At 34.8% G+C, this 26,746-nt stretch carries 20 protein-coding genes and 1 pseudogene; 4 read left to right on the forward strand and 17 right to left on the reverse strand.

Features of this window, described 5'->3' with window-relative positions; all coding sequences use genetic code 11:
• Nucleotides 1–8: 8 nt before the first annotated feature.
• The 6 genes from traM to KO500_RS16930 all read right to left on the reverse strand — a co-directional run bounded on the left by traM (nt 9) and on the right by KO500_RS16930 (nt 6,018).
• Nucleotides 9–944 (reverse strand): conjugative transposon protein TraM, encoded by a 936-nt coding sequence (traM, locus tag KO500_RS16905; RefSeq protein ID WP_215957740.1) that lies wholly within the window; start codon nt 942–944, stop codon nt 9–11.
• 30 nt (nt 945–974) lie between these two features.
• On the reverse strand, nt 975–1,589 hold the full coding sequence (locus tag KO500_RS16910) for a conjugal transfer protein TraK (RefSeq protein ID WP_215957741.1): 615 nt from the start codon (nt 1,587–1,589) through the stop codon (nt 975–977).
• A 20-nt stretch (nt 1,590–1,609) separates the two neighbouring features.
• Nucleotides 1,610–2,434: a hypothetical protein gene (locus KO500_RS16915; protein ID WP_215957742.1), complete on the reverse strand. Its 825-nt coding sequence runs from the start codon at nt 2,432–2,434 to the stop codon at nt 1,610–1,612.
• Nucleotides 2,434–3,021: a conjugal transfer protein gene (locus KO500_RS16920; protein WP_215957743.1), complete on the reverse strand. Its 588-nt coding sequence runs from the start codon at nt 3,019–3,021 to the stop codon at nt 2,434–2,436. Before KO500_RS16920 ends, KO500_RS16915 begins: the two co-directional genes overlap by 1 nt.
• Nucleotide 3,022: 1 nt before the next feature.
• The gene (locus KO500_RS16925; RefSeq protein WP_215957744.1) at nt 3,023–5,428 is read right to left on the reverse strand and encodes a TraG family conjugative transposon ATPase; all 2,406 of its coding nucleotides are present in this window, start codon (nt 5,426–5,428) and stop codon (nt 3,023–3,025) included.
• Between the two features lie 302 nt (nt 5,429–5,730).
• Nucleotides 5,731–6,018, reverse strand: coding sequence for a hypothetical protein (locus KO500_RS16930; protein ID WP_215957745.1), 288 nt, complete (start codon nt 6,016–6,018; stop codon nt 5,731–5,733).
• A gap of 189 nt (nt 6,019–6,207) precedes the next feature.
• Between KO500_RS16930 and KO500_RS16935 the strand changes: the two genes are divergently transcribed.
• Nucleotides 6,208–6,876, forward strand: a complete 669-nt coding sequence (locus KO500_RS16935) for an N-acetylmuramoyl-L-alanine amidase family protein (protein ID WP_215957746.1) — start codon at nt 6,208–6,210, stop codon at nt 6,874–6,876.
• Between the two features lie 55 nt (nt 6,877–6,931).
• Here the strand turns inward: KO500_RS16935 and KO500_RS16940 are convergent, their stop codons facing one another.
• From KO500_RS16940 to KO500_RS16985, 11 genes and pseudogenes are all read right to left on the reverse strand, one after another.
• Complete coding sequence (locus KO500_RS16940) at nt 6,932–7,870, reverse strand: hypothetical protein (protein WP_215957747.1); 939 nt, start codon at nt 7,868–7,870, stop codon at nt 6,932–6,934.
• Nucleotides 7,863–11,162: a hypothetical protein gene (locus KO500_RS16945; RefSeq protein WP_215957748.1), complete on the reverse strand. Its 3,300-nt coding sequence runs from the start codon at nt 11,160–11,162 to the stop codon at nt 7,863–7,865. The genes KO500_RS16940 and KO500_RS16945 overlap by 8 nt, the downstream gene beginning before the upstream one ends.
• On the reverse strand, nt 11,152–11,832 hold the full coding sequence (locus KO500_RS16950; RefSeq protein WP_215957749.1) for a hypothetical protein: 681 nt from the start codon (nt 11,830–11,832) through the stop codon (nt 11,152–11,154). The genes KO500_RS16945 and KO500_RS16950 overlap by 11 nt, the downstream gene beginning before the upstream one ends.
• On the reverse strand, nt 11,805–13,124 hold the full coding sequence (locus tag KO500_RS16955; RefSeq protein ID WP_215957750.1) for a hypothetical protein: 1,320 nt from the start codon (nt 13,122–13,124) through the stop codon (nt 11,805–11,807). Before KO500_RS16955 ends, KO500_RS16950 begins: the two co-directional genes overlap by 28 nt.
• Before the next feature lie 39 nt (nt 13,125–13,163).
• Nucleotides 13,164–14,954 (reverse strand): UvrD-helicase domain-containing protein, encoded by a 1,791-nt coding sequence (locus tag KO500_RS16960; RefSeq protein WP_215957751.1) that lies wholly within the window; start codon nt 14,952–14,954, stop codon nt 13,164–13,166.
• Nucleotides 14,955–17,051 (reverse strand): ATP-dependent nuclease, encoded by a 2,097-nt coding sequence (locus KO500_RS16965; RefSeq protein ID WP_215957752.1) that lies wholly within the window; start codon nt 17,049–17,051, stop codon nt 14,955–14,957. It abuts the gene before it with no gap.
• A 162-nt stretch (nt 17,052–17,213) separates the two neighbouring features.
• A pseudogene (locus KO500_RS17460) lies at nt 17,214–17,351 on the reverse strand (ATPase); the annotation flags it as partial.
• Between the two features lie 55 nt (nt 17,352–17,406).
• Nucleotides 17,407–18,069 carry an ATPase gene (locus tag KO500_RS16970; RefSeq protein WP_215957753.1) on the reverse strand — a complete coding sequence of 221 codons (663 nt, stop codon included), beginning with the start codon at nt 18,067–18,069 and terminating at the stop codon, nt 17,407–17,409.
• Nucleotides 18,053–18,805: a hypothetical protein gene (locus KO500_RS16975; protein ID WP_215957754.1), complete on the reverse strand. Its 753-nt coding sequence runs from the start codon at nt 18,803–18,805 to the stop codon at nt 18,053–18,055. Before KO500_RS16975 ends, KO500_RS16970 begins: the two co-directional genes overlap by 17 nt.
• A gap of 3 nt (nt 18,806–18,808) precedes the next feature.
• Entirely contained in the window at nt 18,809–19,093 is a 285-nt protein-coding gene (locus tag KO500_RS16980) for a helix-turn-helix domain-containing protein (protein WP_215957755.1), read from the reverse strand.
• 714 nt (nt 19,094–19,807) lie between these two features.
• Nucleotides 19,808–20,095 carry a helix-turn-helix domain-containing protein gene (locus tag KO500_RS16985; RefSeq protein WP_215957756.1) on the reverse strand — a complete coding sequence of 96 codons (288 nt, stop codon included), beginning with the start codon at nt 20,093–20,095 and terminating at the stop codon, nt 19,808–19,810.
• Nucleotides 20,096–20,900: 805 nt separating this feature from the next.
• Here KO500_RS16985 and KO500_RS16990 point away from each other — a divergent pair.
• The 3 genes from KO500_RS16990 to KO500_RS17000 are packed head-to-tail and all read left to right on the forward strand — an operon-like array spanning nt 20,901 to nt 26,736.
• Nucleotides 20,901–23,903 carry a SusC/RagA family TonB-linked outer membrane protein gene (locus KO500_RS16990; RefSeq protein WP_215957757.1) on the forward strand — a complete coding sequence of 1,001 codons (3,003 nt, stop codon included), beginning with the start codon at nt 20,901–20,903 and terminating at the stop codon, nt 23,901–23,903.
• Nucleotides 23,904–23,912: 9 nt separating this feature from the next.
• A complete protein-coding gene (locus KO500_RS16995; protein ID WP_215957758.1) occupies nt 23,913–25,301 on the forward strand; it encodes a RagB/SusD family nutrient uptake outer membrane protein in 1,389 nt (462 codons plus the stop codon).
• The gene (locus tag KO500_RS17000) at nt 25,288–26,736 is read left to right on the forward strand and encodes a TlpA family protein disulfide reductase (RefSeq protein WP_215957759.1); all 1,449 of its coding nucleotides are present in this window, start codon (nt 25,288–25,290) and stop codon (nt 26,734–26,736) included. The genes KO500_RS16995 and KO500_RS17000 overlap by 14 nt, the downstream gene beginning before the upstream one ends.
• Nucleotides 26,737–26,746: the final 10 nt, after the last annotated feature.

Genomic DNA, 26,746 nt, shown 5'->3' on the forward strand with positions numbered 1-26,746 from the left:
TCTTTTAATTATGGCCGATTATCGGCTTTTAGGGTTAATCTGTAGTTGTTTAGCACGGTCACTTTTACGTTTCGGTTAGAACGCCGAAATACTTGTGTAATTCCGCTTATTTGTGGTACACTAGGAATATTGATATCACCAATAACGTCATCCAAAACTTCGGTGGTTGCTTCCGCTCTAAAGTTGTTCTCGACATAAATACCTTCGCTACCATCTTGCAAATCGAATGCTTTGAGCTTAGTAGGATGATGCTTGATATTTTCAATTTCAATCAGCGCACGATTGGGCTGAAAGCTAATAAAGCCAAAAACAGGTGTATTCTTTGGCAGCAGCGTACCATTGATCATTACCGGATTAGTAAGGCGCATTCTCAATCTCGTATTTGCCGTTACGATTTGGGTGCCATCAACGATGACAGCGATACTATCATCTGGACTACCCATACTCGAAATGGCATTGGGTTTAGGAGAAGCTGCAAAGAATAATTGATGTTCTAGCCCTAATTCTTTGGCTTCAATTTTTTGTGCTCTTTTAATAGCGGCGGCCTCACTTTGTTTCGTTTTGTTTTGAGCGACTTTCCTTTGTCCAATGTTTTGGTATGGTCTAGCTGCATATTGAATTTTACCAGCCTCATAAATACTATCTACAATGCGTTCTTTTTCTTGTTCGGGTAGGTCTGGGTCGTAAAAGCCCAAGGAATCAATCAGTTTTTCATCGTAGATGCTGGGTGCATTATTTTCACGCACTTCTTTTAGGTCATTAAGAGCATCCAGTTTAGAATCATACTCTTTTTGGTTTTGTTCCAAATCTGGAACTAGGGTTTGTTCAAGGTTTTCATTTTCACTTTCGTCATCGCCCATAACCATCGTGGCATAGGATATCAGGAATAGAAGAATCACGACCAATACCGCTGCAAAGACAATTTTGTTTTTTTTTACTTTCATAATCGTGGTTTTTAAATGCCGATTATCGGCTCAATTTTCATCGTTTAATTTTTTTAAGGTGTTCTCGAAATAGTTTGTAATCAACAATCCGTGTGGATTGTTTGGGAAATTTCTATCAACTGGAATTAGGTTTCCACTAGAAATAAGTTCGTAGGTGTCTATTATTGAACCTCTATTGATTTCAAAGACGGTAACCGTTTTAAAGGCATAGGAATCCTGTTGTTCTTCGATTTGTGAGTCTATGCTGATCACCTTCTGAACTAGTGAGTATTGTAGCAATCGGTTATAGACACCATCCGCCTTTTTCTGACGGTAAAGATTGTCCACAGAACTATTACCCAACCAAAGGGCCTTTTCCAGATTACGTTCATAATTACTGGCATCAATGTTATAGAAATACTTGTGGAACAGTTCTAAATGCGCCAAAGCTTCTACCTTAAAATTTTCTTTTTGTGTAACGAGCTTCAACGGAATAATACTGCCATCGGTATTGATGGCAAAAGCACTATTGAGTGCATTTTTATTGGTGGTAAATGCCATAAAAAGTGAAAAGGTGCTGGATAGCATTGCAAAAAGGACAACTGCCAGTACAATAAACCTGTTCAAATTTAAGACTGCGTATATATTCTTATAGGGTGTTTTCATAGTGCTATTTTTAAGTTGCTTTAGGCAGTAAACAATCTGAGCGTAAACGAGGTGGCACGTTTATATAATTTAAATTTTAAAAAAACAATAAAACCGACCGACCCAAGCTGCACGACAGGTGCAAAGAAGCCCTGACCAACATCTGTTCCGAATAGGTTTGTCCAGAAGTTCGTATTGATTTCAGTATAGAGGGCATTTACAAATACATTGACCAAAAAGAAAGCGGGTACCAGCATATAGACCGCAGCATACAATTTGAAAAATGTGTAGGCAAGCGAGCGGAATTTTTCAAAAACCGCGAGACTCATAACCAATGGAAAAAAGGCTTGCATGATGCCCAATAAAAAATAGCGTTCTGCAAGAAATAACGGGTAGAGGAACAAATCCAAAATCCAGAGGAAAAGGCTAATGATAAATGCAAGTATTTTAAACCCGTAAAGTGGTGTGACCAAGGCTTCATACAACAGTGTCATTGCTGCACTGGCGGCATCAAAAAGACTTACGTCCTCTTCAATAGGGATGTCCTGCATTTGCAAAGGTAATAACGCAGGTGCTGTACCCCGATATTGCCCTTCAATGGAAACCAAGAGACTATCAAAAAAGCCCAAAACTTGTGTCGAAAAAATGACCAGAAGAACAACGACGAAGTTCTTAGCCAATTCCCCTGGGCTCAATCCCCAAGTATGGCCATCCTTAGCAGCAACCCCTTCATTATATTTTTTCAGGATATTGACCAAAAAGAGGAGTACGGCGAGCGTTTTCATTCCAGCAATGGTGTATTGCGAAAAGTCACTTGCCTTTATCGTTTGAAAGACTGCATCTATATATTCAAGCCCAAAACTCATTAGTAATCTGTTTCACGGTTATTGACTTTATCCTGCATTTTTCTAAAAGAAATGAGATCCCTGTAGCGTTTCGTTTTTGTCTCGATATTGGAAACCATTTGTTTCGATTCTAGTTCTTTTGCCTCTAGCATTTCAGCACGTTCAGCATCAGACATTTTTAGATTATCGCTTGATAGAATTTCACCCATAAAGTCAACGGTGTCCAATGAGTTTTGTACTATGGCATCAAAAGATGAAGCAATCTGGATGACTTCTTCTGATTTGATGTAGGGCGAGTTTAAAATATCCTGTAAATCGCTTTGCATTATAGTGATGAGCTGTTGATTGCTTTGTGCAATTTCCTCAACAGCCTTTAGCTGTTGTACCACACTTGATACTTTCTCAATGCTTTCTTTTGCATCTTCCAAAAACTGTACGGACTTTATCATCTGAGCGGTCTGCTTTCCAGACTCTACGAGCTGCTTTACCAAACTGATAAAATTGGTATTGTCATACGTAGGCATTCCCTGGGCGGTAGCACCGCCAGGCAATAAGAGAGTAATCATTAAGATTAACCCGAATAAAATTGTTTTCATTTTTGTGTTCATACTAATATGTTTTAGAGGTGAATTCTTTAATAGCCAATTCCATATCATTGGTCTTTTTATAAAGGGCCATTATGGCCTCGTTTTCTTGTCCATCGGTTAGGTAGGCGGCATACACTTCCATTGGAACTTCAAGCCTAAAAATGTTGCTTTCCTTTCCTATTTTGATGAACATTTCGGTGTACTTCCGTGGACCGGAAAGATTGTTCTTGATGGATTTTAATTGGTTTAAATCGTGACTAGATAGATTAAGTCTTTTGACCAATTCATCATAGCCCTTTTCATTGTTCAGACTATAAATGACCTGTGTATTTTCAAGTATGCTTGCTGAGGTTGAATTGTTGGGAAGTTGATTTATGGATTGAAGTATAATCCCAATAGCACCGTTCTGTTTACGGATGGCTTGGTAGTAGAATTCTACGCTTTCCAGTACGTTATCGAACTTTAATTGTTTGGCAAACTCATCGAAAAGAATGATACCTTTTTCAGCTCTGTTTTTCCAAATGGTTCTTTGGATGGCGGCCTTAATCAGCTTCAACATTACGGATAAGATTTCCTTGTTATCCTTGACTTCATCCAGTTCAAAAACAATTAAGCGTTTGTCCTCGATTTTATAGGTTTGGTCTTTACTGACTTTAAATAAGAAGCTATATAGACCATCGCCGACATATTCGGACATAACGTGCAAGAAGCTCGTAATATTGAAGTAATCGGGATGGATTTTTAAAGTGTCCAGTAGGTTTTTCTGATTCTTTTCTATAAAGCTGTAAAAACCATCCAACGAGTGATTTTCTGAAGTGCTGTTGTAATAATGCCGTAATATCTTTTTGACCGAGACCGATTGCGCTTTAGTTACTTTTAAATCTGAAGCAAACAGTTCAAATAAGAAAACAGATAGGTCTTCCAAACGTTCCGGAGTGAGGTCATTTTCATTACTGCTGTAAAACGGATTGATGCCTAAATTCTTTCCGCTTTCATAGCGAAGCACGGTGTATTGATTAGGATAGAGTTTTGCGAATTTGGTATAAGAGCCACCCAAATCAATGATGACCAACCGAACGCCACTTTCAAAATACTGACGTAGAATGTTGTTGGCCAAAAAGGATTTCCCTTCACCAGTAGGTGCAAAAATGGCAAAGTTCCGAGCTTTAATTCGTTTCTTTTTCTCATCCCAAACATCCTTTAAAACTGGAATGTTATGTTCACGGTCGTTAAAGATGATTCCCGTGGAATCAGAGGTGTAATTGGTGTTGTTAATGAACAGGCAAAGGGCATGTTTCAAATCAGTAACGTATACATCGTTGTTCGAAAAATTGGACGAAAAACAGCAGTAACTGTTCAGTATATAATTCTTCCGTTCTTCGCCTCGTGGATAATAGGGAATGATATCCAATTCCTTAAATTCAGTCTTTATTTTTGATGTTATTTTGTCGAGCTCTTTGGCTTCCTTCGCCCAATAGACAATATTGAGATGTCCGCGAATAATTCGTGCATTATCATCGGCATTGATTTGGTCAAGGATATGCTGAATTTTCTTGAGGACTACCTTATTCTGAGAACCAAAGTTGGAACTTTTGTTCAGTTCCTCAACTTTCTTATCGAGCAGCTTGCGCCACTTTTGTTTGTCATCTAAATACAAAATCTGGTTGACGATGTGGTTTTCATTAAGCGTAAGCCCTAAGCCATCAATAAACCCTTGATGAAACACAAAATCGTCTGACGTAAATTTCTCATTGGTCTTGCTACTCTGTACACTTTCGCCAAAGCACAGTTCGCTATTGATGGCCAGGGCATCAAAATGGTTTTCGCCAATAGTGACGCTTTTCTTTTTCAGTAAAATATCGGTATCAAAACCTTCGTTGAAGCCATTGAAATAGTCCTTAGTCAGCTGTTGGATATCCTTTGCATTAAGGGGAAGGAATTCCATCTTTCGGCTATTATTGATGAAGGAAACCGAATCGCTTACCGAGTTGACGAAGCTTTTTACGTTGTCGTCTAATTCTTGTACGATTCCTTTTGAAACTTTACGGAACGGATGGACGTACTTTAGATTGTTCAGCGCCTTGTTTTTGGTCAGGGTGAAGAACAAATAACATTTATGTTCTATGTGTCCACGACCTTTAAAATACTTGTGAGTCGATTTTTCTAAAAAGGTGGTATTCGGAAGTTGTTCAGAAGTATAGGATTTTTTCAGGTAAACATCTTGCTTATGTACTATTGTACCAATCGGTAAAGACTTCAGCGCTTGAAACCAAGCACCGTGTATATCCTCAAAATCCTTTTCAGAAAGCGAATAGATTTCTGGTAGATTCCCTTCATAGCATACCACCACATTACCATTATTGGCAAAGATGATATGGTCCTGAATATCTGCAATGGGTTGATATGCCGAAAGGTTAATCTTATTCATAATATATGCCTGAATTTCGTTTGTTACTAATGATTTTAGGGAAGACCTTTGCTAACTGAAACAGTTGGGGGTTATTGGTAATCCTTGTGAGGGCTATGTATAAAGCTGCATTGAAAATGGCAACACCTATAATTATCGCAAAGCTGAACGAGAAAATGATGACCATTAACGATGCGAGTACCGACATCATCATTAAGGCAAATAAGGAAATGGGCAATCCAAAAATGACAGCCCGTTTTCTAATGTTTCTATAAACCTCAAATCGCTTCATAAAGCTTGGTAATTAAATCTCTCTTGGTAGGTTAGACTACGATTGAAATCAGATAGGTAAATATGCCAACAACCGCACCTGCGATTAAAACAAATACAAGGACGCGAGTAATCCCTTTTTTAAGGTCTGCGTTTTCCCCAAAGAAGTGTCCTGCATTAAATAGGAAACCAACTAGAAAAATGACCCCCAAAATGATTGGAAAAATTGTTCTTATAGTATCGGAGACATCATTGACAGAATCTTCGATACCACCAATTTGTGCAAAAAGTGATGTGGAGAGCAACGACAAAAAGGTCGCTAAATAGATTGATTTTTTCATAACGTAATAGTTTAAATTTTTGTGTTGTTTTCGTTATGTGAAATTTACATATATTTGTTTATAAATAACTGAAAATCAATTATTTGTGAATAAAATATTGTTTGATATCAATTGAATTTAATTGCTATTATTTGGCATCAAATCCTATGATTTTTGAAAGGGAAGTTGTTGATAACCTGAAAATTGAAAATGAAAAAAGTACTTAAAAACGTCAGTTTTGTCTTTTTGCTTCTGCAACTATGTATCATTTTTGGTCAAGAAACGAGTGCTCAAAAACGAATTGTAATTGATGTGGGACACGGTGGAAAAGATGCAGGTGCGATAGGTATAAATGGCATCCAAGAAAAGGATGTGGTAATGAATATTGCTAATGCCATTTTAAAGCTAAATGATGAATTAGATACCCCTTTGGATATTTATTTGACTAGATATACTGATACGCTTATTTCTTTATCGGATAGAACGAAATTGGCTAAAGCCTTGAATGCTGATTTATTTATGTCCTTGCATTGTAACCATTCGGATAATCCGAATGCGAGAGGGATTGAAGTTTATGTGGGTGACGCTACTTCAGAATATTCTGATGAGTCTACTTGGGTAGCTTTTCAGTTGCAATATACGCTCAATAAGAAGTTGGGTTTTGAGAGTAGAGGTGTGAAGTTTTCGAATTTTCAGGTGTTGCGGGAAACTGGTGGTTATTGTCTTTCTGTGCTTTTGGAATTGGGGTTTTTGAGTAATTGGGATGAAAGTGAGTATTACCAAAAGCTAGAATCGTATCAAGTCTTAGCTCTAGTGATATGGAAAAATTTAATCAAAAAATATAAAAGTGATGAGAGAGTTGGGAACAAAAATCATTAAAATTATTAAGCTCATTATTTTAGAGATATATAAATCATTTTTTGTAAAAAGGGAATTATAGAACATCTTTTATCATTCCAACTATATCAAAGGATTCTTCTTCAATCCACTCTTCTGTTTCAATTAGAGACCTAATGAGTATAAGTTCTTTCTTAGTAAAACCTTCCAATTCAAGTCCTGAGAGGGTTTTTGATAAATCCCAATGGCTATTGTGATAAGGAATATAAGTGCTAACTCTTTGATGGGGTTCGTTTGGGAATAAGAGCTGAATATCCGTGTTTCTTTTTTTGAGCTTAGCTTTAATTCTTATAAAAATTTGTAGCCCAGCTAAATCCCAATCACACGAATAATAGATTGGTTTTGACAGGTCAGATTCATCTATGTCATCAATAATGGCAATATTGTTCCCACCAACATACCATAACTTGACTTGTGTTTCCTCAACTATCCAAGGTTGCTTTAAGTAGGACTTATTCTCGCACATTATGACTGCTTTTGGATTTTTATTATCGATAACCAATCGCCATTGATTCTCTTTTATATCCAAAGAAAACCTGTCAATGTTCAATATTTTGAATACTGCATCTCGTACACTTTTTCTGTTTTTAAGATATTTAGAAATATCAAAAAACTCATTGGAAAAATCCTCAATAGTCGTAGGGTGACTTCTGAGCTCTTCCTTATTCTCAGCAATAAACATTAGAGTTTTTATGTCGTCAATTGTGAAGCCCTTATTAGCAGTAGGTTTAATATCATTTTTTAAAAGAAACTTTTTTGATTCTTCAAACGCTCTCTTGAATTCCTTTTCATAGAATGATTCAAATCTATCGGTGGGAACAATAACCTTTATATTATCTGGTTTTAAATCCAAAATACCTTTCTCATATATAAGATGTTTTATATATGGATGACTTTGAATTAGAGCCCTAGATTTCTTAAGGCGGTATATGTCGTCTAGAGCCTTCAGCTCTTTCCAAGTAACATTCTTATTCATTATCCGATAGGGATTGTATGTAGTGTTGCGCAATGTCTTCCGTTATTTCATCAGAAAATATCCCAAGCGGTGGTACAAAGCTGTTAACATTTGCCAAATTATTTCCATTCATAATATAGATGTATTGACCGTTATCGGTAATTTCACCTGCAGTTTCAATAGCCATTGTAATAATTTGATATTGCTCTTTCTTTGCTAAGTCGTGAAGCATATCATAATTACTTCCCAAACCTTCTGCCTCATCAATTGGCATAATTTTTAAGCCCCCTTTTCCTTTTTCTTCAATAAGAGACAATCTAGCTAGGCATAACAGGGCATTTGCCGCGTATGTTTGACCATTACTACCAGAATTAACGTCTTCATTTTCAAGTTTTAGTTCAAAAACTAAGTCAAAATAAGAAGTTGGGTTCATCAAATCTTTAGGCTCAACTTTAGAACTTCCACCCAATTTTTGAAATGCCTTAATCATCATTTTATTAATGTCAATTTCATCACGAAGGTCACTAAACAGCCCAGTATAACTCATTTGAGTTTGAAGTTGTTTTCTGAAAGTACTAAGCCAATTTTCTGGATAATGAATAGACTTCTTAAAGGTTAGCGACGCTTTATTTCCACCAGTAATTTCTTTATTGTCCTTTTTTAGGTACTCATTAATGTTATTGATTTTAGTTAAATATCCTCGATAGATATTATAAACATCATTGAAAACACTACCGATTATGTCAACTTTTCTAGAACCAATTTCCTGAATATCAAGTGTTAGCTTATTTAATCTATCTACAATATCATTTGAAATTAACTCCTCATCTACTTTTGATGAGGGAAATACAGTTGGTAAGAGGTGGTTTGCTAATTGGCCTATCGAAGCAGTTTCATCGTAGGGAAGGTCTTTGGTTATTATCTTCAAATATTCGATGTACGCTTGTTGGGCAGAGTTAGCTTTACTTTGCAAAGAATTTTGTCCCCCATCATCTGGATTGGTCTTTTCCTCAATGTTTTCCTCAAATTGAATTGTCCCTTTGAATAGCTGCTCGTTTAAAAGTTTGGTTTGCTCAATTTCTTGGCTGGCTAAACAAAGTTGGTCTTCTTTCTTTTCCAGTTCAGCGTTGAGCTCATTTTTATTGCCTGAAAACTCATATTTTAATTCGATAAGTTTTTTTTGAGTGCTGATTTCTTTAGTTTGAGACTTGAGAAATGATTTTTTGTCAAATTTCTTTTCGTCTATAAATCCCTCTTGTTTTGCCAAATTTCTTTCTTCACCATCAATCCTTTCTTTTATAAGTTCAGCGCTGACATCGATGTCATCTTCAAAATAATCTTTCTCAAATTGCTCTATCCTTTTTTTATAGCCTTGTAACAGATTTTCCTTATTTGTAAATTCTTCAAATTCCTTCTGAATTGATTTGTATTTTTCAAGGATGTCGTTTTTGCTTTTGTATGCTGCTATGTGAAGCTGAAATGACTCTTCTGTAAGGTCTTTTAGACTTTTATCAATTACAAAATTTAATAACCCGTCTTGCCTTTTGAAACGTTCAATTTGCTTTTCTAGATTACCATATTCGAATAGCGTATTCTTAAGATATTCTTCGTTATTCTTTTTAGTGATAAGCTCAGATAGTTTTGCTTCTACACCTTCTTTGAGTTTGGATAATGACTTGGTAATCTTTTTTGGGTCTTTTATATTGAGAACACGATGTTCTGAATATGTTATAAACTCGAATACACCATCTAAGTCAAACCAAAAGCCTTCTTGGCTATTGTCCTTAATATTCGAGTCTATGTTTTGAAAAAGCTGTTCTGGAAACGGCACATACCTGTTCGGCTCATTCTGTGAAGGTTTTATCTTCCCATACTTTTGAAAATAGACCAAGACACTTTCGTGATTATGTGATAATGGGAACTCTAAATTGTCTATAGCCCAGTTTACCAATGACTCAGGATTATTGAGGTCTGAAAATCTTGATAAGGATTCTAGTTCAGCTATTTCCAATTCCAATTCCTTGATTTTTACAGGAAATTGCTCAATCTCTTTTTTATAATTATTTAGCCAGTTGGATGTCTTAAAAGCATCAATAATATTATGATTAGAAAGATATTTGATAAAGGCTTGTAAGGCTATTTTATCACTATTTTCGGCGTACTGAGCATTGAACCATTCATTTACCTTTTGTATTTCATTATCGTAGGAAGAAAGCCATTTTTCTGCAACATCAATCTGTCGTATGGACTGACTTATATCTATAAATTGTTTAGCTATATCGTTATCATCTTTATCCTTGTCAGTTAATTTGACAACTTTATTCTTAATAGTTATAAGTTCTTTTAAGTCAACTATTTGTAGTCTTGAAATTTCGTTGTTAATGAAATCAAGTTCAATGTTCTTATTATCTAATTTCTTGTTGATATCCGACTTTTCAGTTGCGGTTTTGTCCTTAAAACCATTCCAGTAGCTGAACTTTTTAGTTAGATAATCGGTATAGATAGATTTATATTCTTTCTGTTTTTCTAAGACAGTTTTCAGAAGGTTTTGTTTACTATTTATAAGTTCTATTTCATCAGAATATCTCTTATGCTCAAAGAAGTCGTTACTTATATTATGGACTTCCTCATTGTACTTATTCATTATGGCACTTTGCTCTTCATCACCAAATAGGAATTTCTTTAAATTTTCAGATTCCGTCTTAAAACCTTTACCCCTAGAAAATGACCTCAAAATGTTAGCATATGTTTTAAGGGTTTCATCTTTTGTTAAATCTAATGATAAGAGATTATTATCATACAAGATTTGGTGGTAGTTTTTGCGTCTAAAGGATTTCATCCTAGCAAATTCGACTTGCTCACAAATATTTTTTAAGGTATCTACTTTATCATTTATAATAAGGTCTTTATTTGAAATGGGTCTATTTAGAGCAATCAAATCACCCCAATCATAGCCATTTTGAATAATGAACATTTCTGCTGCATTACTAGTGCCTTCAATATAAACACCTATTACAAGGTAATTTTTTGGCTTCACTTCTATGTTCAGAAAAATATAACCTCTAGAAGAAGATTTCCCTTTATTAGAAATCAGCATCCCTTTGACATCTCTTAACTTATTTCCATCTGTCGCCGATTTGAATTCGCTTGAGCCCACTAGAATCAATTGAATCATATCCGCTATCATACTTTTCCCGCTACCGCTTTCGCCACTGAAATCAGTTCTATAGGGATGAAAAAGATAGTCAGCATTATAATGTTGCTTGATACCTATTGTTGATAGACTGTAAATACGAGGATAATTATTCTGCATCCCTTACTTGTTTTATTAAATCATCAATAGATTCAATTTGTGGTTGGTACATTGAACGTAAACGTTCAAAAGATGGCATAATCTTAAATCTATCATTTTCATCTTCACTGTCCCACATTAACCAGCCTAATTCGCCGAATTTTTCAAATGATTTCTGTATCACAACTTCAAATCTATGGTCACTTAAATCTGTGCTTTTATCTGAGAAATTATCATTAACGAGCTTCCTTAGTGCATTTTTCTGCTCTTCATATTCCTCATATAACAAAGCTTTAAATTCGGAAACACTTTCTAACTCGATATTACCATCTAGTTTGAACATTTTGAAAAACAACATTCCAATAATTATGTATTCATTTTTTAAATAATCTCGGTTGCCTGAAGGCACATTACCTTTACCATCTTCATTGAAATTTAAGAAGTAGTAATTATTGAAGTCGTTGCCTTCTTTTATAAGATTCAAATTGAAAAAATCTTTGTAATACTCTTTAAGGGATTCATAATTATCTGAGTCGTTCAAGAATCTATACAGGTTTACATTGCTTGGATATTCTCTTTGAATATGAATACCTTCTCTAAGTGTATAGTCGAGTTTTGCAAAAATACTTTTTGCCCTTTTATTATGTAGAAAGCTATATAAATTTATCTTTTCTGAAGCTTCATCTGCCATAAGGATATATTTTTGTTTTTAATGTCGCGTACAGGTTCTTTCTTGATTTCTACTAGATATTTATTCCTGTATGTAGTGTTTCTTCTAATAATGTTATGTGCTGTTTTGACTGCAATTGTAAGTCGGTCTTCTTTCAATATTTTAAAGAAATAAGGTGTAAATTCGAGGTTGCCTTTTGCTTCTAATTCTTGAAATACTAGTTTAGTCCAGTATGTAATTCTGTCTTTATCGTGTTTCCATTTCAACGTCTTTTCTAGCAGTTCTTTCCTCATTTTAACATCTACCGTTCTTGTTGTTACTGGTACAGGTAGCTTATGGCTAATTTCCCTAAGCGGTATAATATTGAACGTAGGGTTATGAGTTGCGGATTTTATGGTCAATCCAAAAAGATTACTGGGAAACTGAATTCTTTTAGAACTTCCGTCCTTAACAACCACAGATTCTTTGAGTAGAAAGTCAATGAAACTATTAGTTTTTCTATCAAAATTCTTTTTATTAAAATCATATATGAATTCTCTTATCCTCGGTTTTATTTTATCAATCCTCTTACTGACCTGCTCTAGCTGGCTTCTAGAATTTTCGTGAAAGTTCTGTACTCTATGAATATTTGAAATATCATCTCGCTCTTGATTGTTTTCTAGAAGCCCGATTAAGATGTCATCAATATCATAAGATATTTGAAATGCATTTCTGAGCTCAGAAGCTTGTTTTTTGATTATATCAAGCCGAATTTCAATTCCTTTTAAAGAATTTAATACATCTTTATTATTAGGGTTTATTCCTGTTTTAAACTCTTTTACGGATTCATTTACCTGGAGGTCCAGTATTTCTATTTGGGATGTCAGTTCCGGAAGTCTTATATCAAAGTGGTCTACAATCCATTCCTCAAAATCACTACCTTCATCAATGTTTGCTGTAAGGCTTTTATGTAATTCAGCAAAAAACCGTTTAATCTTAGCTGGATTGTATTTTTTAATAAGTCTTTTCTCAATGTTCTGACAGAGTTCCAATCCGTATTTTTTGAATTGATAAGTTTTTTTCGATGAATTTCGCCATAGAAAAGACTCTTGAAACCTTAGAATTATAGAGTTGTTTCTATTGTATTCTGTTCTTAATTCCGGATTACCTTGGTCTTTAAAAACCTTAGTAATCGTTGATAAAATATTCTCTTCTGTAAAATTTTTATCTTTATATTTTTCATATAGAGATAGAAGAATTAATCCATCGTTTTTCTCTGGAATTAATTTTTCATATTGGTTTTTGGCCTCTCTATATAGGTTAAAACTGTTCATTTTCTATTGCATCGTTTTTGTCTTAATCGGGTTACCTATTCATTTTATATTATTTTTCCCAAACCAATTTTGAATTGTACTCATAGCTTCATTTCCCATTTTAGATAAGGCAAGCACCACTAAATTCTCTTTTGCCCTAGAGCAAGAAACATAAAACAAGTTTTTGGTTCTTTCCTTTCTATCTATATTGTCATCAGTATCGTTGAAGTAATTCTCAAAATTATATTGCCCTTTCCAACTTGTATCATCTATAACAACTAAAACATTACGATACTCCTCTCCCTTAGTACCATGTTTTGTTGAAAACACATTTTGATTTTGAGTATGCTTAAATAGATTTATAAATTCAGAATACGGCATTGCCATTAGAGCATTATGGAATATAATATCTTTTTCAATACGTATTTTAAGTTCATCTTCTATACTGTCTAAAGGAGTATTGATTCGGTCTAAAAACTTTATTACTCCTGTAGAAAGCATAGCTAGTTTATTATCAATAGCAAAATCAAAAACGTCTTTTACTGTTTTTGATTTACGAATAGTAATAAGTTCTTCAATCTTGTCTGTTATTACCTTCTTGTCTGGATGCTTTTTAAGATTTATAGATTGTGTTCCATTCCGTTTTAAGAGATTAACAATATCACTATAACTATTTTCTTCAAAGAAGGATACCAAATGCTCTATTCCAGTACGCCTTTCGTTAGATGTTTTTTTGTCCATAGAACCTACGAAAAAAGCTGTAATTGGATTTTCCCTTTTTAATAGTGCGTCGTTACCGCCTAAACCATAGCGCCTGCTATAAATACTGTATAGGTTTCCAAATCCTCCTCTTTTGGCAACCCTACTATTTGCAATGATTAATATTTTGTCTTCACTTTCTGGTCCAAAATTCCACCCTTTTTTTTCTAGCTCAGTTATTAAAGTATCATAGTTAGCATTCTTAATTGGTACTAAAGAGTCCTCATATTCTTTTACTTTTTGACCTGTAGTCTTATCGGGATAATTAGTACAGTTTATAAATTGAATACTTCCTTCTATTTTTTTTATATCATCAGGTATTACCTGTTTAATATTTGTTCTTACATTATTTAACAACCCTATTACACTTTGTGAGCTTCTGTAATTTTCCAACTTGGTTATGATATCAATTGTTTTTGCGTCTACATAAGCATGTAATGAACCTATTCCCGTATTATAAATTTTTTGATGTGAGTCTCCGTAAAAACCGATTACTATTTTTTCTTTATTTCTTGGAAGCAAAAAATCTAGTAAGGAATATATAGTTTCTGGGGCTGTATCTTGATATTCATCAACTAAGATATAAGGATGTTTAGATGCTAGTATTGTAGTTAATAAATTGTGATTAGAAAACATCCTATTGGCTAAATTAATTAAATCGTCATGTCCTACTTTTCCATTTTCAAAATCACTATAAGCACGGTCATTATACTCTACAGTGATAATCCTTTCAATAAGCATTAAACTATACTTATCAGGCTTGGTTTCATGGTAAATAGTGTTTATTGCATCAAATTCAATTATTAGTTGTTTGTTGTATGATTTAATACAATCCCAGAGAAATTCATGTATAGTAGAAACCAATACCAATGGATTATTCTCTAGACGTTCTATAATTTCATTTTTAGCAACATTAGTATATGTGATACAGACTATTTTTTGATTTTTTAATTGAAGCGATTTACCCTTTAATTCCAATATATAGTTTATGGTTTGTATAAGGGCATAGGTTTTTCCTGACCCTGCTCCAGCCTCTAACACATAACTCCTTTGGGTCTCTATTTTTTCTTTGATTTGATTTATTGCTTCCATCTATACTTTTGAAATTTCAGTGGTTGCAACATCATCATTTTTGTCTTTTTTTATATTATTATCAAGTGACTTTTCTAGCCATTTAAGTCCACTATCAATATACAATGGCACATTCCACTCACCAAATTCTTCAGGGAATGACATTATATCAAAAGCAAAATTTGTTTTGGAACTAGAGCTTATAGGTGCTAATTGATAAGGAGTCTTATTAATTAAATCATCTACGTTTTTTACTCTAGAAAAACTAAACTGATTTTTAATAATTGTTGAATTTCCTTCATCATCAGTATAAGTCGATTTCAGTAACTCAATATTTGAATTAATAAAAGCTTCTTCAAAACTTCTTGCCGTAATTCCATTCTCTTGAGTTTGGTAGGCTACTCTAATTATTTTAGAATCGGTTTTTTCTTCTTCAGTTGCAGCTACCAATTCGGCTATTGTTTTCTTATTAGGAATCCAATCTTTTAATGTATAATTAGACGTTAACTCACCACTTATACCGTTATTTACCTCACATCTTTCTCCTGTAGCTGCATCTACTGAATCAATATCTGTTACTACCAATGTTTTTAATTTTAAAAACTCTAGAATTTCTTTAAACTTATGACTATAAGCTCCTCCTACCTCCAGAATGGAAACATATTGAGTTGCTAAGCCTGGTGCTGACTTTTTAATCATCTGTGGCATTAACATTCTTTCAGTCGTACCTTCAACAATAATCACTTTGTCAGAGAAGAATAAATCGGATTTATGCAGCGTCAGATATTGTTTTAAAAATCGAGCCGTCTGTTTTTCGTTAGAAATATTTAAAGTATTGAAGTCTTGTACTTCTATATATTTTTTAATTCGATTGAAGTACCTAATTCTTTTAAATCCTTTTTCTGAATCAATACCAGCTTCAGATAATATATGAGATGAATGTGAAGTAATTATTAACTGGACATAAATATTATCTTTTTCAGCGTCTTTTAGAATTCCTTTTATTTGACTAATAAATATCTGCTGCATTTGAGGGTGCATATGCGCTTCAGGTTCTTCTACTAGTACAGCTAAGAACTCAGAAACCTTTTCTTCTTTTGCATTTCTAAACCGTTCGATAAAACTGGCTAGTTCTAGAACCATATAAATGAGGTTGCTATAACCCAGTCCATTATAACTTTCTGGTAAGTCAATTTCTTCCTGTTTATAATAATACTTAATGTTGTTTTTTATTACGGATTCAGAATCAAATTCAGATGCAATAGATATGGGAGGAATTGCAATTGGAGTAGAAGCACCAAACTTTTTAAGGTCTTCAATTATCTTTTGTAAGACTACATTATATTTCTCTTTTAGTTCTTTAGAAATATCTTTTAAGGAATTTTCTATCGCCTTTACATTGTTGTCGGTCTTGTCTCTTTGATTATAATACCTTGAAAAACCTAGTGCTAATGTTTTATTACTATCACTTTTCTTATCATCTAAAATTCTTAGTGCTTTGATATCCTCAAAAGAAACTACTTTCTTTATTTTTTCTTTATATCCAATTTCAATTTCGCGTAAGTAATCAGATTTCACATCTTTAGCATAGCATCTTAATTTATAGAAAGTGTTTAGGTTTTCTTTAAAATACTCAATAAGAGTTGTTTCCTTTACTTCTCTATTAATGTAGGCTTTTACTAAACCTAAAGTATTGTGTGATTCATAAGATAAGAGTGCACATCCATCATTTCTTTTATCATCTAAATCTGTAATGAACTCACTTAGTTCTATGAGTGAATCTTTAGCTTTATCATAAACAAATTCAATCTGAAATTGGATTTTCGGAAAACGTGTTACGATATCTAATTCTATTTTTTCCTTTTCCTCTTCTGAAATTCCAGCGACTAATGTTTTTTCAAACTCAATAAAAAGTTCTTTAAATAATGTATAGGTGGATTGAGAAAAATCTTCAAATGATAAAGAATCGTCACCTGAAGTAAATATTTTAATAACCTCAAGTAAAGAAGTTTTTCCTGTATTGTTTCTTCCTACAATTAAAGTTATGTCATCTTCAAGGTCAATAGAAACATCAGCAAGGAGTCTGAAGCATTTAACTTTTATATTTTTAATTCTCATCTTGTTTTTTAACTTTTATTTTGAAATTAAAGCAACAAAAAAGCCAATGAAAATCCATCAGCTTTTATATAAATCTATTTCTGGCGTAATCGTTCCTAAATATATTAAAATTTTAACATAATTTCTTACGCTTTTCCGTAATTAATTATCTGTCTTATAAGATTATACTCTCTTACCCAAACTCTCTTTATCGAAAGCAATCAAATTAAACAGTTCTCGCATTCGGCTACGAACACGGTTTGCTTAGCGTTCTTCTAATTCTTTAGCATTTAAGTTTGTGGGAGCGTGGGGTTTTATTTTTTTAAGTTTTGGCAAAATATTGAGTTTGTGCCAAAACTTAATTTACAATAGCACTTTATTTCCTCTTATCCCCAGCCCCTTTGTCAAAAGCAATCAAATTAAACAGTTCTCGCATTCGGCTACGAACACGATTTCCGTAGCGTTCTTCAAGTTCTTCAGCATTTAGGTTTGTGGTAGCGTGGGTTTTAATCTTATGTTTGGTTTGTAGATAAAGCTCGTATCGAGATAAGAGTACTTCGCCCATTACATTCAGGTCTTTACCATAAAACCGTCCTGCAGGTTCAACGCCCAAATCATCAAAGCAGTAGAATTTGGTGTTGCCGTATTCTTCCACAGTTTTAAAACCAAGATGGTTGAAACCGAAAGTCACATTCCGACAAGGAATCATTTCGTAAGGTCGTTGCATCGGTACAATATGGCGTAGCAATTTCATCAGGCTGGTTTTACCACATCCTACGGGACCAGAAAGTAAAATGCCTTTGTCAATATCAATTCCATAGGTTTTGCAATTTTCTTTGTCTTTTATAAAATAAGAACAGAGCTTCAATAAAATCTCTTTGTCTTCATCGTAAATCTTGAATTTTTTACCAAAAAGTAGCTTTCCTTTAGCATTCAGATAAATCAAAATTTTTGGAAAGTCATAGAGTATACTTTTGCCATCAAATTTACCCAGCGAATATTCAACGCCACCTTCGGTTATTTTAGAGGGGTTGTCCATAATCTTTGTTTTTAGTGGTTCGCAAGTTGTCCTTGATTTGGGGCGCTTGTTTTTTATTTGATTCGTTTTTTTCGTCAAATAATTCGGTTCTATCCATCCAATTTGTAGCTAGAGCTCGCCAATCTCTAATTGCTTGCCCATCACTTGTTTTCCAATTATTTGCTTCGTAGTGCCCAAAGAATTTTTTTCCTTCATCCGCATCAAAACCTTTTTCTTCAAAAAATAAAATAACCGCCTGCCTGCCCTTTGGCTGTTTTGTATAGTTTTCTTGTTTAGTATTGTTTGTATTAGATACCAATGCTTGTCCACCTATGGGACGGTGTAGGTCTATAACTTGTCCATTTATGGGATGGTGCTGTCCCACAACTGGTTCACGAATGGGATGGTACTGTTCCGCAAGCTGTTCTAATGTGGGATTGTACCGTCCCATATCCGGTTCATCACTTGTACCGATAATGGACATCTTAATTTTACTGCCTTTGTATGGATTGTTAGATGGGAAATAACATAGGTAAAGCCACGAATCCAAATCTGTGACACAGCGATGGTACGTAGATTTTGAGCCTATTTTAGCAGCTCGCATTAAATCTCTACGGTTTACATAAAATTCATCTGTAAAACGGCTACTGTTCCATTCCTGAAACAACGCCATATACAGACTAATATGTGTAGGATTCAGGCGGTCATCAAAATAGAACTTCTCAAAAGCCGCATTGAGTAGCTTTATATAGTTCATAATTTACATTTTGAGACCGTGCTGTACGCGATTTGCAGTCATTACATTTTGAATTTCCTCGACATCGTAATAAATAATACCCCCCACTTTGGTATAGGGCAATGTTCCATTGATACGAAGATTTTGTAAAGTCCCTGGACTTACTTGAAGCAATTCCATAACCTCAGATGATTTGAGGTATTTTTTCAACTTTCCAGTAGCTTGTTTGGATAATAATTTTTTAATGTCATCGAGCAATTCCATTTTGAATTCCCGAAGGTCGTCTGTAGTGATAATACTTGTTGGCATAATAGAACGGATTTAATAGAAAGGGACTATCTGGGTTTATATTTTTAATTAATAGTCCCTGACCTGATTTGACTTTCGTTCTACAAATTTGATAAGCTTTAAATGCTTTTATTCGGTAGTAGATTCGTAATGTGGTTAAAATTTAACAGTGGTAATATTTGAAACGATTAGATTATGCTTAGCAGGGTTAAAGCATTAGAATAGCAAGAATTATTTAAAATAATACATCGGAATTAAGAATAGGGAAGGTACTTCGTAGTGTGGTCTATTGTCAGACGGTTGCTTAAAATAATGACTATAATTTTTTATTTCAAAAACCTATGCAAGTTTTTGAAATAAAAAATTTTAAAGAATATTAGGGGTAAGATGCTTATTTTAATATAGATAATGAATGAGATTTTAAATAAAGAAGCTGCTAGATGTATAATTAATGGATTACTAAAAATAATTCTAAGCTAATAGCAAGAATTGTTGGCGCTGTTTCTGGTAAAGTGGTGGAAAAAGCCATGGTGAATTTGCTAGGTAAAGGTTCGGAAGAGATGCCTTGGCCAGTAATACTAGAACAAAAAAAATATAATTTACAATATTTTTATAGCCATTCATTAAAGATCTCTGGCATTAGTGGTATAAAAAAACTATTGCAATTGATAACATAAGGTTGATTATTTGCAGAGTTACTGGTAATTCTGAAATTTTTTAGGAGTGATTTTTTTATTAATTTTCATTATCAAAAGAAGAATCTTTAAAAAATATTTCTAAAGTTATTCCAATCAAATTACAAAAATTTTGAATAGTATAAATAGTAATTCCTCTACCTTTCATTTTACCTGTTTTTCTATCTTTTTTTAGATGATTCTCCCAACGACTAATATCTTGTTTGTCAACATTAAATTTTTTCACAAAATCAGCTTGTTTGTCTCCTGTACATTGGATACGTAAAGCTTTAATTCTGTCTGCAATTTTATTTGCTAAAATGATATCATTATCTGAAAGTCTGGACATGGTGCAATTTTGTAAAAATGATTAAAAAAACAGTAAGCCATTTGGCTTACTAAATTTTTTTTGTTATTTTAGCTTTAGTAATATTAAATTTGCGATTCTTCTAAAAGAAAAAAATAGAAGCATTCGCTTTGAATCTCGACTTTGAAAACTGGTAATTTTTGCAACGAGAGGATAAGTAAGATGCTCACGTCTATTGGCGTGGGCTCACTTATTGTTGCAAGGTATACCAGTACCTCAAGGTCAATAAGCTGAGTTCCATGCCTTTTTTATTTCCAAAAGGTTTATTCATCTTGTTCTTAGCGTTGTTTTGTTTTAGGAAGTGTTGCACTTGATTCTTTCAATCAAAGCGGTATGAAACACACATTGGGTATTTTGGCACTTCAAAATTCTGTTCAGCATTTTTTTATGTTGGTGTGTACAGTGTTTGATATTCTCTTCATGAAAAAACCCAAGAACCCGATATAAACTATTTTGTTGTGAGATTACCGCCATTCCTTTTCCGGATTTTGTTAAACTCTTTTAGCTCACAACTTACGATTCAATCTTTTTTTTTGTATCCGGACAAATCCCCTTTAAAAGCGTATTGATTTTATGCTTTTCAAAGCCTTTTGATCTTTCTAGTAACAACTGGAATACTGTCAATAGCGCTAATAGAGAAGCAATGCCAAAATTTAAATTATAAAAAACCTAAAACAACCAGCCTATGAAGAACTAAAATGTAGCACTAAAAAAGCCTCCTAATACACTTTTACAGCGGCGTATAGGAAGCCTTAAGTCAATATACTAATTAACTTAATTCAAAATTATGAAAAAAAATCATGTAAAGGCATGTTTACTTACTATACTATATACTCTTTTGGGATATAGTGCTCCAAATTTTATTCAAACCAAACAACAACTTGCTCAAAACAAAATACTTATTTCAGGTACCGTAACAGATGAACTAGGTGTACTCCCGGAAGTGACTATTTTCATCAAAGGAAATTTAGAAGGTACTGTAGCGGACTTCGATGGACATTATAGCATTGATGCTCTACCTCAAGATACTTTGGTGTTTTCTTATGTAGGTTATACTCCCGTGGAAATACGAATAGGATCTCAAAAAGTAATTGATGTTCAATTACTTCATGAAGTTACCGCACTTCTCGAAGTCGAGGTTAATGCCGGATATTATACGGTGAAGGAAAGAGAACAAACAGGGAATATTACGAAGGTGACTGCTGCGGAAATAGCCTTGCAACCTTTGGTAAGCCCTTTAGAAACCCTTCAAGGCAGAATGGCAGGAGTGGTGGTAAATAAACCAACAGGTGTAGCGGGGAGTGCTCCCGTAATTCAAATACGTGGACAGAATAGTTTGCGGAGTGATGGGAATTATCCTTTGTATATTATCGACGGTGTACCGATAAATTCTGCTCCAATTAGTGGAAGTGGACTTTTAGCACTCGGCATGGATCCGCTAAGTACTTTAGGTCTCTCTCAAATTGAAAGTATTGAAATTCTTAAAGATGCTGATGCTACAGCTATTTATGGATCCAGAGGTGCCAATGGGGTAGTATTGGTTACCACAAAAAAAGGAAAAGCTGGAAAAACAAAAATGGAAGTGCAATTATATACTGGTCTTGGGCAGCTGTCCAACACCATTGATGTATTGCATACCGATCAATACATAGAAATGCGTACGGAAGCCTTACAAAATGATGGTGTAGTTCCCTCTTTGAGTAATGCCCCTGATTTGGTAGCTTGGGATTCTAGTCGAGATGTGAACTGGCAAGAAGAACTGATGGGAGAAACGGTATATACTACAAACACACAGCTTTCCTTTTCTGGAGGGTCCCGGCAAACCAGTTTTGTGTTGGGAGGTGCTTTTTATAAAGAAACAACCGTATTTCCTGGAGATTTTGGGTATCAAAAAACGAATGGGTTTATAAACTTAGGACATCATTCCAAAGATCAAAAGTTTCATTTGAATTTTTCAACCACATATGGCGTGGATGCAAATGATTTGTTTTATGGAGGAGAAATTCCTCAAACTACCGTAATGTTAGCACCTAATGCCCCTGAATTATATACCTCAGAGGGAGATTTAAATTGGGAAGATTCTACCTGGACCAACCCACTAAGCCATATGCGTAGGAAGCAAAATATTGATAGCTATACTTTAATGGCCAATGCTAGTATTTCATACTCATTTTTTAAAGGCTTTCAGCTAAAGACCAACTTGGGTTTTACACGTTTAAATAGTGAAACTTTACGAATAGATCCCTTAAGCGCTTATAACCCTACAGTTTGGCAATATGTAACCAATAGTTCCTCCCGGGATGTAACTACCCGACAATCCTATACACTAGAGCCTCAGCTTCTATTTTCTCAGAAAAGAGAAAAATTAGGTCTTGATGCCGTGGTAGGGATAACCCTTCAAGATTCCGAAAATACCCATTTGGTAGGTTCTTCCGATGGCTATGCAGAAGAAAACTTGATCGGAAATCTAGCCATGGCTGAAAATGTATATGTTAGCGTGGATGAAAAAATTCCCTACAAATACCAAGCTGTATTCGGAAGAATAGGCTTAAACTGGGAAGGAAAGTATCTACTCAACCTAACAGGACGTCGGGATGGTTCTTCTCGTTTTGCACCAAAGAATCGTTTCGCCAATTTTGGAGCTGTAGGAGTCGCATGGATATTTTCTGAAGCAAAATTTCTAAAGCAGCACCTCCCTTTGGTAAGTTTTGGAAAATTGAGAGGAAGTTATGGCACTACAGGAAGCGATCAGATTGCGGATTATGGGTACTACAATAGTTATGAAGCCACAATTGATGGAGGTTTATATCCTTCCCAGTTGGGGAGTCCTACGTATTCTTGGGAAGTGAATAAAAAACTAGAGCTGGCTATGTCTTTAGGCTTTTTTAAAGATCGGATTCTGGTGAATGCATCTTGGTATCGCAACCGCAGTTCCAATCAATTGGTAGGCTATTATTTGCCTGCAATAACGGGGTTTACTTCCATACAAGCGAATCAAAATGCTACCGTGGAAAATAGAGGATGGGAGTTGGAATTTACGAGTCAAAATATAAAAACAAATGATTTTGAATGGAGGACAAGTTTCAATTTATCATTACCAAAAAATGAGCTTATCGACTTTCCCAATATCGCACAATCATCGTATGCGAATACCTATCAGGTAGGAACTTCTTTAAATAGTACACGCTTATATGAAAGCTTGGGCGTGAATTCAGAAACGGGATTTTACGAAGTTAAGGATGTGAATGAAGATGGTTCTTTTTCTATTGACGATAAAATCATCACCAAAGATATGAACAGGCAGTATTATGGAGGATTTCAAAATACGTTTGATTGGGGTAACTTCCATTTTGATTTTCTTTTGGAATATGTCAAGCAACTGGGAAGAAATCATTTGGTAAGTTTTGAAACTGCCCCAGGAAGGCTTGGTATCATTGGTGGAAATCAATCACCAGTGGTGTTAGAGCGATGGCAAAACCCTGGAGATATTACGGATGTACAACAGTTTTCTTCTTACAATAGTTATACTCCTTATAGTAGAATAGCTCAGAGTGATCTTTCTATTATAGATAGTTCTTACCTACGACTTAAAACGGCTAGTCTTTCGTATCAACTGCCTCTGAGAAAAGTATCGGACGCTTTTATTCAACAGTGTCGAATATTTTTCCATGGGCAAAATTTATGGACTGGAACTAAAGATAAAGGATGGAATCCTGCCAATAACTCAGGAAGCTTAGCAACGCTTCCTCCACTTCGCACTTTCACTTTAGGAGTGCAATTAACCTTATAAAAAATAACTATGAATACACTATATAAATTACAACTTCTTTTTTACCTAGGAATAGTCGGCACGTTGATAACAGGCTGTGAGGAATATGTCGCCATCGATTCTTCAAACTCGAGTATCGTTAGTGAAGATATATTCGAAAGTGCAACGTTGACTGAAGCCGCCATCGATGGTATTTATCAGCAATTGGCCAACTTAAATAGTTTTGCAGGGGGAAGCCAAAGCTCGGTAACGGTACTCGCAGGATTAGCGGCAGATGAATTAGTCGCTAGCCCTTATAGTCCCACCTTAGGGCAATTTAGAGATAATGAAATTCTCACTTCTAATGGAATGAATTATACGCTTTGGTCTAGTTTGTACAGCATTATCTATGCAACAAATGCCGCTTTAGAAGGTTTAGAAAATACGACCGTAGTAAACGAAACATTGGCCTTGCAATACCAGGGGGAACTTCAAGTTATTCGGACATTTTGTTATTTTTATTTGGTGCACCTTTATGGAGATATACCCCTTATTTTAAGTACGGATTATACAGAAAATGCCTTAGCTACTCGCACCGATAGTGCATTGGTGGTTGCTCAAATGGAGACAGATCTTTTAGAGGCGATTGGATGCCTAGAGGAAACCTACCGAACAGATACGCGTCAATACTGTAATAAAAGTGTAGCATATGCCTTGCTCGCTAGGGTCTATTTGTATACGGAGCAATGGGATAAAGCGGCTCTGTTCGCATCAGCTGTCATAAGCAATAACAGTACATATGCTTTGGAAGAAGAATTGGATCAGGTATTTTTAAAAAACAGTACCGAAGTTGTCTGGCATTTAGAGCCTAATTATGGCTATACGAATGAAGGAAATTTATTTATTCTTTCAGAGTCGCCTATTAGTAGTTATATAAATCCAGTGTATTTAGATGAGACCCTCTTCGGTATTTTTGATGTTGAGGACAAACGTCAGTCTAATTGGTTTGGTGCATTTGAAAGTGATGCAGCGACATTCTATTACCCTTATAAATACAAAGTTCAAATTACAACAGGTGAAGCTACCGAATATAGTGTGGTACTTCGATTAGCAGAATTGTATTTAATACGGGCAGAAGCAAACTATCATACAGGAGATAGAACAAGTGCTTTAGAGGATTTGAATACCCTACGTTTGCGAGCTGGTTTACCCATTGCTACCGAGTCTGGAGCCGCCATTTTGACGGCTATTAAAACAGCACGAAGAAAAGAATTATTCACGGAGTGGGGACATCGTTGGATGGATTTAAATCGTTGGCAGGAGGCTGATGAGGTGTTGGGGAGTTTTAAGGAGAACTGGCAAAGTAGTGATAGCTTATTTCCTATTCCAGAACAAGAAATATTAAGTAACCCTAATTTAATACCTAATGAAGGCTACTAATCCATTTAAAACATTAAGTATTTTAACACAGAATCATCAACTATTTTTCCTTATAAGTTTGGTTCTTTATAGTCTAGGGTATGGCCAGGAGACAACGGATGAGCGAGGGTATCCCAGAATAGGACAACCTATTCCTGAATTTCATTTAAAAAATATAGAGCATTACAAGGTGAAAGAGATCGGAGCCAAGGATCTGCGTGGAAAGCATGTACTCCTTTGGTTTTGGCATCGCTATTGTTCAGGTTCCTATACCCAATTTGATGCAATGGATGCTCTTAGGAAAAAATATGAGGACCGATTGGAAATTTTTACAATAGGAGGGGTGAATGATAAAGTGCACGTGATACCCGAGGTTGAAGAAGATACGATGCGGGCTATTTTTGAGCGTTCTACTTTGGTCAAGAAGCTGTCTTTACCAGCTGTTTATGATATGGATTTATATCGACAGTTTAAAGCATGGTATGCGCCAACCGTGGTATGGATTGATGATCGAGGTATGGTGCAAGCGGTAACTTCTAGTGTAAATGAGAATTGGATAGCGGCTTTTTTAGAAGGAAGACCTTTTCGCTCTGAAGATGTATCTGTTGAAGGACTCAAGCAGGCATCAGAACATCCCTATGCTTATGATTACCATAAAGATTTTTTGGTTGATAATAATGGGGGTAAAAGTGATGATTTTCTATACCGTTCGCTTATTGCCGCATTTAATAATGAATCTGTTACGGGGCCAATACTGCCCTCTTCAGTGGATCAGTATAGTTATTTTGGGAAATTGGAAGGAGTAGGTTCTTTACTTGATTTCTATAAGTTGGCGTATTTGGGAAGGATCTATAATTTTGAGGATTGTTATGTCGATACTACCTATAACCAGGCCATTTATGAGCTAAGGGACAGTACGAAGTTTACAGACTTTAGTTATTCCATTCCTAGGAAAAATTATTTTTGGTATAGTTTGTTAGTTCCTCCACGATTGACCAAACGAGAATCTTTAATGGCGATCATGCAACATGACCTTGAAACCTTTTTTGGTTATAAAGGAAGAGTAGATACCCGGGTACTCCCTTATTGGAGTGTTGTGCTCAGTGATGAGGCAAAAGCACAAATGGCCTCGAATGGGGGAGAGGCTGAAGTATTGGGGGATTGGCATACGAGAATGGGTGCCAGAAACATTACGGTAAATAGATACCTTAACGCTATATTTCATATGACGGCACCTTATTTAGGTTCGGTAATACCTATTATTAATGAAACAGGAATGACTAAAACAATCGATGTACCCGTTATAGATGTTGATTTGAGTAATTTTAAAGAGATTAAAAAAGTTCTTAGCATGCAAGGTTTTACCCTTGAAAAAACAAAAAAAGAATTTAAAGTTTTGGTGATTTCAGATGCGACGTTACCCATAGTTGAGATTGATAGTTTGGACAGCCACTAACATTACTTTT

The sequence above is a fragment of the Cellulophaga baltica genome (assembly GCF_018861125.1).
GTDB classification, from domain to species: Bacteria; Bacteroidota; Bacteroidia; order Flavobacteriales; family Flavobacteriaceae; genus Cellulophaga; species Cellulophaga baltica_A.